The following is an 8,491-nucleotide window of genomic DNA, read 5'->3' on the forward strand; positions in this document are numbered from 1 at the left end:
AATAACCCCCCCATGCCCCCCCTTGAACAAAGGGGGGGATTGCCGTTGGCCATTGAGCACCAAAGGAACTTTCCCCCCCTTAACAAGGGGGGGCTTGGGGGGGTGGTTTTCATCCTCCTTTGTGAAACCTCCGTTTCATGAGGGTTCATCCGAAAATGACCCCAAGTAAGCAGTAAGCGGTAAGCAGTTAGCAGATAAAGACTGCCTTTCCTGTTTACTGCTCACTGCTTACTGTTTACTATTTTCATTTCCCTTTGTGAGCGCCCCGCTCATGACAATTTATCTGCCAATCCCTCTTTTTGTACCATTTATAAAATCTATCAACATCTTTACGTCTTCTGAATCAGTTATCTCTTCTTCTGTTTTTGTTATTGCCTCTTTTAATGAGAGTTTGGAACGGAATAAAATCTTGTATGCCTTTTTTATTTTCAGAACACGTTCCTTATTAAAGCCATGACGTCTTAAACCTACAATGTTAAGGCCGTACAGTGTTGCCCTGTTACCGACTGCTGAGACAAAGGGCGGGACGTCTAAGGAAACAGCAGAGCAGGCGCCTACCATTGCATATTTACCGATGCGTACAAACTGATGAATCCCTGTTAAACCGCCAATAACAGCATGGTCTTCAACTAAGATGTGACCTCCGAGTGTAGCCGCATTTGCCATAATGATATTATTGCCTACGTTACAGTCATGTGCAATATGTACATAAGCCATAATGTAGTTTTGGGAACCGACAATTGTGTGGCCGCCGCCTTTCTTTGTCCCTCTGTGTATGGTCACATATTCCCGGATAATATTCTTATCTCCGATGGTAACTCTCGTCTCTTCACCTGCATAAGAAATATCCTGCGGCGGTGTCCCTATAGTTGAAAAAGGGTATATCCTGTTTCCTTTCCCAATCTCTGTCCATCCGTCAATAACAACATGTGATTCAATAATAGTCCCATCCCCAATCTTTACATTCTCCCCTATTATTGAAAACGCCCCTATGCTCACACCCTCACCCAGCTTCGCCCCCGGGTGTACAATCGCTGTTGAATGAATATTATTCATAAATTTTTTCTTTCCTCTTTTTTTCTTTCTTGCTTCTGACTTCTTGCTTCTTGCTTCTAACTTCTGCTCACCGCTCACTCATTTATCCCCGACCATTGCCATCATCTCCGCCTCACACACTTTTTTACCATCCACTGTTGCAGTGCCTTTTAATTTCCAGTACGGCTCCCTTGCCTGGATGACCTGTAATTCAAAACGTATCTGATCACCGGGTAATACTGGTTTCCTGAATTTTGCCCTGTCAATCCCAGTGAAATAGACGAGTTTATTGGAGATGTCCATCTTTTTTTCAGAAGACTTGAATGCCAGAACCCCGCCGACCTGGGCCATTGCCTCGATTATTAAAACACCCGGCATTACAGGATGACCTGGAAAATGACCCTGAAAAAACCCCTCGTTTATTGTAACATTCTTGATGCCGACTATTCTCTTTCCAAGCTCAATCTCAATAATCCTGTCTACGAGAAGAAACGGGTATCTGTGCGGCAGTATCCTCTGGATTTCAATTATGTCCATGCTTTCCTCCTTCATCAGAAAATCTCCATAGCTCACCCTCCCCCTAACCCCCTCCCGTCAAGGGAGGGGGAATAAACATTAGCTTCCCTCTCCCCTGGCGGGAGAGGGTCCGGGTGAGGTGGCCTCATTTTCCTCAACCTTCAAATCTTTTCTTCGTGCCTTTCTGTTTCTGTTTTTGTTGATGCCTTTTCCATCTCCTTAACCTTATTCTCAAGAGCAAGTAGTTTCTGTCTTAACTCAGGCAAGCCGTCGAATACTGCCATCGTTCTTAACCAATCTTTGTGTTGTATTGCCGGCATACCGGAGACTGTTTGCCCGTCTTTAATCTCTTTTGTTACACCTGCCTTGGCAGCAACTGTTACATTATCTCCCACTTTTACGTGACCTGTTACACCGGCCTGACCTGCAAGGGTTACGCGTTTTCCAATTGTTGAGCTTCCTGCAATCCCTGCCTGAGCTGCAAAAATACAATCTTCTCCAATGGTAACATTATGTGCAACCTGCACGAGATTATCTATCTTTGTTCCTCGCTTTATAATCGTGTTACCTAATGTCCCCCTGTCAATAGTTGTGTTTGCCCCTATCTCAACATTGTCCTCAATAATCACGCCGCCCTTCTGAGGTATCTTGTGATGAATACCTTTATGGAAGACATATCCGAAGCCGTCACTCCCAATCACTGCACCGCTGTGTATTATTACACCTGCCCCAATTGTGACATCTTCACGTATGGTCACATTCGGGTAAATGAGTGTATTGCTCCCCACAGACGACCCTTCTCCAATGAATGTGCCGGGATAGATAATAACATTTTCACCGATTGTTACACAATCTTGGATGTATACAAAGGGATATATGGTAACATTATTTCCTAATTGGACATTATTTCCTATAACAGCTCTTTCGTCTATCCCTTGTTGCCCTTTCCGGATATCAGGAATTTCATAAAATATATTCAGCAGTTGGGAAAAGGCATAATATGGATTATCTACTTTAATTGCCGGCAGTCTGTCAAAGGCCAGATCCCTTGGGATAGCTACTGCTGATGCCCTGGTATTTTCAAGGTCTTTGATGTGTCTCCTGTGGGCAAGGAAGCTAATGTCACCTTCTACTGCCTCCTTCAGTCCTGCTACATTGGATACCAGTATGTTCTCATAATTACCTGTTAATTCGCCCTCAAGTCTATTTGCAATTTCTTCGAGGGTTATTTTGATCTTAGGTTTCATCCGAAAATCCTCAAAAAATGACCACAAATTTCATCCGAAAATTACCTCCGTCGGGGTTAGAAAACCCCGCCTATCCATATCTACGAGGATAGGCGGGACATTCTTGTCCCGCTGATTTTCATGCCCCTTTGTGATCGCCCCGCTCATGACGGTTCATCCGAAAATAACCCCCCCATGCCCCCCCTTGAACAAAGGGGGGGATTGCCGTTGGCCATTGAGCACCAATGGAACTTTCCCCCCCTTAACAAGGGGGGGGCTTGGGGGGGTGGTTTTCATCCTCCTTTGTGAACCCACGGTTCATGACGGTTCATCCGAAAATTCTCAAAAAATGACCACAAATTTCACGAATAAGACGAATTTCACGAATAAAAACTGTATATTTTTAAATTCGAGTCATTCGTAATATTTGTGTCATTCGTGTTCCATTTTCATTCTCCTTACTTATCTTTTTCTGTTTTCGGCGCCTCTTTTGTGATGTTTTTATCAATCTCCTTGATCAGTTGTTCTGTAAGGTCGAGTGATGGTTTTGAATACATGACAGTATTTGATGCAGGGTTGTTTAAGATCATAGAATAACCATCTTTTTCTCCGAATATTTTTACAATCTTCTCAAGGTTTTTATTGAATTCTTCAAGTTTTTCAGTCCTTCTCAGTTGAATCTCTTTCTGAAGTTCGCCTACCTTCTTCTGATATTCCATATACTTTCTCTGTAACTGTTCTTCTTTATCCTGTTTTGCCTCAGGACTCAGGACAGCACCCTGTTTGGATAAATCCTCTTCAAGTTTTTTAAGTTCAGTCTCTTCGATATCAACTATCTTCTGCCTGCTTTGCACGTATTCATTTAAAGACTCTTTCACCCGCTGTCCTAATGTACTCTCATCCAGCACCTTTTGTGCATCAACATACCCAATCTTAAACTCCTCAGCCCTTACCGGAGATGCAGTAAATGCATAGATAATCATCCCTGTTACTGCTGTGAATGCAAACACTTTTTTGATTCCACTGATTTTCATATACTCTCCTTTCTTGTTTTAGAACTCGTTAACCCCACCCTCACCCTGACCCTCTCCCTGAGGGAGAGGGAAATATAGTTACAAAACACCCTCAAGCAAAGGGATGGGAATTGTCTCTTTTATCTAACTTCTTGTTCTTACATTCTGCTTCTTATCAGCCTTTAAAACAGTGTCCCGATCGAAAACTCCCAGATCCCTTGCCTTTCACCCGGTTTTGGTTTCAGATTGTATCCCCACTCAAGACGTAATGGGCCGATAGGGGAGAGCCACCGGAATCCTCCGCCGACGCTTGTTCTCAGGTCTGATAATGCAACACTGTCATCTTTCCCAAAACCTGACCCTGCATCATAAAACAGGACACCATTAATTCTGGCCTCTTTTACAAGAGGGATAATATATTCAGCATTAATAATTAATTCTTTATCAGCGCCGAGAAGGTCACCTGTTTTAGGATCAATCGTAGAAGTTGTAGAAGCCTTGCCGTAATCAAAGCCTCTTACAGTGTAAATACCTCCCACATAAAATCTTTCATTTGCAGGAAATTCATTTCCCCTAAGGCCCTGACCGGCTGCATACCTGCCGTGTACCATGAATGCTGAATCTAATACAAGAGGGTAATACCAGACAGTATCAAGGGTATATTTTACAAATACATTATCACCGCCTAAAAATTGATCCGCATATTCTACAGATGCATTGTTTTTAGTACCGGAGCGGGGGTCCCAATAGTTATCTCTTGTATCCCTTGTTCCATAAGTTGTAACGCTTGCTGTCCTTGACGCCCCTTTTGATAATGATGGAGGAGGTGTACCTTTAACATTTATAGTCTGTATCCCGTAAGAAACACCGCCGCTCCAGTATTCCCCATAAGAACGGCCTACACCGACATTAGCTCCCCTTGTGTTTATGTCATAACTATTAAATGACCTGACGGTATCAAAGATGTTTGTTGTCAAAGATGTCGGCGTATCTAAAAACCATGGCTCCTTGAATGTAAGGTCATAGCTTGTTCTAAGTTTCCCGAATTCACCTTTTAATTTTAAGAGTTCTCCTTTTCCAAAAAGATTACCCTCAGTCAGGTCAACCATAGCGACTAATCCGTAAACAGAGCTGTATCCGCCGCCCATGCTGAATGCACCGGTCGGTTTTTCTTTTACCTTAACATTCAGATCTACCATGTCTTTTGTAACTAATTCAGGAACGATCTCGATGTTTTCAAAATAATTCAGATTATTTATACGCTGAAAGCTCCTTTTGAGTGCAGTTGTATTAAGGTAGTCCAATTCATTCAGGCGAATCTCCCTGCGGATTACCTTATCCCGTGTCTTTTCATTCCCGCCGATATTAATCCTCCTGACCTTTATCTTTTCTCCCTTCTCAATATTAAGTGTAATGTCCACTTCTCTTGAGACCTCATCCGGCCTTAAATCAGGATTTACATTTGCAAATGCATAACCACCCTCACCATACAAATCTATTACCTTTGAGATATCTTCACGAAGCTGTCTCCTGCTGAAGACCATACCCTTATTAAGGGTAATCTTTTTCTCAATGATATTATTTGCGAATATATCATTACCTTTGAAATCAATATTCCTGACCCTGAATTTTTCTCCCTCATTAACCCTGAAGATTATCCTCATCCATCTTCCGCCTTCGATTACTTCAATCTCCGGGCCGCTTACCTGTACATGGATATAACCCCTGTCCAGATAATATTCACGAATACGGTCAATATCCCCCTCTGCCTCAATCTCCTTATAAATCCCTGTACCTGAGAGCCATGACGTAAGCCGCTTATACCGTTTAGTGTTGATTGCCTTATTAATTTTATATTCAGAGATCTTTTCTGTTCCTAATATCCTGACCTCTTTGATCTTTATCTTTTTCCCTTCTTTTATTAAAAAGGTAACAGATGCCTTATCTTCTGTGATTTTGGAGATGACGGGTGTGATGGATGCATCATAATAACCATCCTCCTGATAGAGCGCCTTTATTCTCTCTACACTCTCTTTAACCTGTTTGTTGCTGAAAGGTGTCCCTGATATAAGTGTAATCTTCTCTTTCAGCCTCTCAGTTGTGACCTTGTCATTCCCATCAAAATTAATATCTTTTAGGATTGCCCTTTCTTTCACAGAGATGACAAGCTTTATATTTCCATCTGATGCCTCAGTCTCAAACTTTATGTCATCGAAATAATCAGTATTGAAGAGTGTCTTTAAATCCTCCCTTGTCCGTTCCGCTGAGTAAGTATCCCCTTCCTTTGTCTTTATCCGTGTAAGGATAGTTGATGCCTCAATACGTTTATTTCCCCTGACCTCAATTTGTTTAATAACAGACAGCTCTGCCTTAATGTCTTCCTGTGCATACGCTGTGTTGATTAAAAAAAGTGTGATAAGGCAATAGCAGAGCAGTGTTAACCGGTTAAACAACCTCAGGTACTTCATTTACTGATGTATATCCCCTTAATTATTTTTTAAGCAGGAAATAATAACACTTCTCTTATGATGGTGTAAAGAGGAAAAGAAAATCAGTGATAGATTTACGATAGCAAGTCCTGATATAATGTGACGGCAGTGAATGGTGAATGGTGAATGGTGAACAAACATCCCCTCTCCCTCAGGGAGAGGGTCAGGGTGAGGGTGGGGTTAAAATAGATAGTAGAAGTAAGAAGCAAGAAGATAGAAATAAGAAAAGAGGAAGGCATGTCATATCAGATAAAGCTTGAGGCATTTGAAGGGCCGCTTGATCTATTGTTGCATTTGATAAAGAAGAATGAGGTTAATATTTATGATATACCAATATCTTTAATTACCCACCAATACCTCGAATATATAGAACTCATGAAGGAGTTTAATCTGGAGATAGCCGGTGAATTCTTATTGATGGCCGCTACCCTGACTTACATCAAATCCAGGATGCTCCTGCCTCAGGAAGAAAAGGCAGGTGTTGATGAACTTGAAGAAGATGACCCCAGGGCAGAGCTTATAAGAAAACTCCTTGAATACAAAAGCTTTAAAGAGGTTGCAGACGAACTCGGAAAACGTGAGGAAATATGGCGTGATATTTTTTATCAGGGGCATGAGCCTGCACCTGCTGCAGCGGCTGACGTGACGGAAGAAGATAAAGAAGAGTTAATGATTGAGGTCGGGATATTTGAGCTCATTGATGCATTCAGGGATGTACTTGACAGACTCCCTGATAAAAAAACGCTTGATATAATCCCTGAGGAGCTGACTGTACGCGGAAGAATGACAGCTATTATAGAACGGCTCGAAACAGAGGGCATTAATGGACTTACATTATATGAACTCCTTGATAATGATTCCACAAAGCGTTCAATTGTGGTAACATTTCTCGCACTCCTTGAACTTGCCAAGATGCGGGTAATCAGGCTGCTGCAGGTTGAGGACAGGGAGACGATCAGGGTGTTTAAGGCGGAAAGTGAAGAAAAGGCTGAAGGTATTTAGGCTGAAGGTAGAAGTTAGAAGCAAGAGGTCAGAAGCAAGAAGTAAGAAGTTCGAAAGGCTGAAGAAAGAAGTAAGATAAAACAGAGAAGATTCCCTCTCCCCAAATTGAAATGACGGGAGGGGGTTAGGGGGCTACGTTGATTCCCTCCCCTTCAAGGGGAGGGGTAGGGTGGGGATGGGGTTGATTTTCGGATGAAGGGGAAGCAATGGAAGATGTTGAGATAAAAATTATTTTAGAGGCATTATTATTTGTATCCGGCGAGCCTCTGTCTGTGGAACGGGTTAAGAATGTGCTTGAAGATATAGACCGGGGGAAGATGCGAAATTTATTATGGGATTTACAGCATGAATATGAGATGCGTCCTTCAGGATTAAGGATTGCTGAGGTGGCCGGGGGATTCCAGTTAATTACACGCCCGGAACTCGCTGTATGGATAAAAAAACTAAAGAAGGTAAAACAGTCAACGCGTCTTTCAAAACCCTCCCTTGAGACATTGGCTATAGTTGCCTATAAACAGCCTATTGTAAAGTCTGAGATAGAGGACATCCGTGGTGTGGACTCATCAGGAGTGTTAAAGGGGCTTCTGGATAAACACCTGATAAAGATAATTGGAAGGAAAGATGTCCCCGGCAAACCTATTCTATACTCTACAACCAAAGAATTTCTGCAATACTTTGGACTAAGAGATATAGCAGACCTCCCGACATTAAAAGAATTCTCCGACCTAACAGTTGAAGAAGGGGGAGATACTTCTATAGTGGAACATGAAGAAGATGCTCCTGTAATTTTACCCCTTGAACCCACGAACCCTTGACCCCTTGAACCCTAATAAATATGACACCCAGTAAAATAAAATTACTCAAATGGATAGCCTTTATATTCGCAACTTCTTTAACCCTGACCACAATTTTTGTACTTCCACGTTTCCAGAGAAAGATTCCTGCCATTCCTGACGATAAGATACACACAAAGATTTTAAAAATAGAAGAATGTATACAATGCCATGTTAAAACCACAGAAAAGCCTTTACCAAAAAACCACGCTGCTAAACAACAATGTCTATACTGCCATAAATATCCGCAGTAGATTATTGATAGATTATACATGTAACATCCGTATTAATTTTTTTGCACAAGTCTCAAGAGTATAACCTGATAATAATATGTGTAATATGAGTTACAAAATGCGTAATATTAAGAACTAACATCT

Annotated in this window: 8 protein-coding genes; 3 read left to right on the forward strand and 5 right to left on the reverse strand. The window is 41.8% G+C overall.

Translation table 11 applies throughout. From position 1 onward, the window contains the following. Positions 1-279: 279 nt before the first annotated feature. The 5 genes from lpxA to bamA all read right to left on the reverse strand — a co-directional run bounded on the left by lpxA (position 280) and on the right by bamA (position 6,243). Positions 280-1,056 carry an acyl-ACP--UDP-N-acetylglucosamine O-acyltransferase gene (gene lpxA, locus HZA08_01905; protein ID MBI5192177.1) on the reverse strand — a complete coding sequence of 259 codons (777 nt, stop codon included), beginning with the start codon at positions 1,054-1,056 and terminating at the stop codon, positions 280-282. 78 nt (positions 1,057-1,134) lie between these two features. Then, positions 1,135-1,572: a 3-hydroxyacyl-ACP dehydratase FabZ gene (fabZ, locus tag HZA08_01910; protein MBI5192178.1), complete on the reverse strand. Its 438-nt coding sequence runs from the start codon at positions 1,570-1,572 to the stop codon at positions 1,135-1,137. A 140-nt stretch (positions 1,573-1,712) separates the two neighbouring features. Next, on the reverse strand, positions 1,713-2,786 hold the full coding sequence (gene lpxD / locus HZA08_01915; GenBank protein MBI5192179.1) for a UDP-3-O-(3-hydroxymyristoyl)glucosamine N-acyltransferase: 1,074 nt from the start codon (positions 2,784-2,786) through the stop codon (positions 1,713-1,715). Between the two features lie 449 nt (positions 2,787-3,235). Continuing rightward, positions 3,236-3,811, reverse strand: a complete 576-nt coding sequence (locus HZA08_01920; protein MBI5192180.1) for an OmpH family outer membrane protein — start codon at positions 3,809-3,811, stop codon at positions 3,236-3,238. 161 nt (positions 3,812-3,972) lie between these two features. Further along, entirely contained in the window at positions 3,973-6,243 is a 2,271-nt protein-coding gene (gene bamA, locus HZA08_01925) for an outer membrane protein assembly factor BamA (GenBank protein MBI5192181.1), read from the reverse strand. 273 nt (positions 6,244-6,516) lie between these two features. Here bamA and HZA08_01930 point away from each other — a divergent pair, with 273 nt between their 5' ends. The 3 genes from HZA08_01930 (at position 6,517) to HZA08_01940 (ending at position 8,368) form a co-directional block, all read left to right on the forward strand. Next, the gene (locus HZA08_01930; protein ID MBI5192182.1) at positions 6,517-7,281 is read left to right on the forward strand and encodes a segregation/condensation protein A; all 765 of its coding nucleotides are present in this window, start codon (positions 6,517-6,519) and stop codon (positions 7,279-7,281) included. A gap of 206 nt (positions 7,282-7,487) precedes the next feature. Next, positions 7,488-8,096: an SMC-Scp complex subunit ScpB gene (scpB, locus tag HZA08_01935; GenBank protein ID MBI5192183.1), complete on the forward strand. Its 609-nt coding sequence runs from the start codon at positions 7,488-7,490 to the stop codon at positions 8,094-8,096. A 20-nt stretch (positions 8,097-8,116) separates the two neighbouring features. After that, on the forward strand, positions 8,117-8,368 hold the full coding sequence (locus HZA08_01940; protein ID MBI5192184.1) for a hypothetical protein: 252 nt from the start codon (positions 8,117-8,119) through the stop codon (positions 8,366-8,368). Positions 8,369-8,491 lie beyond the last annotated feature (123 nt).

The sequence above is a fragment of the Nitrospirota bacterium genome (assembly GCA_016212215.1).
Taxonomy (GTDB): Bacteria; Nitrospirota; 9FT-COMBO-42-15; order HDB-SIOI813; family HDB-SIOI813; genus JACRGV01.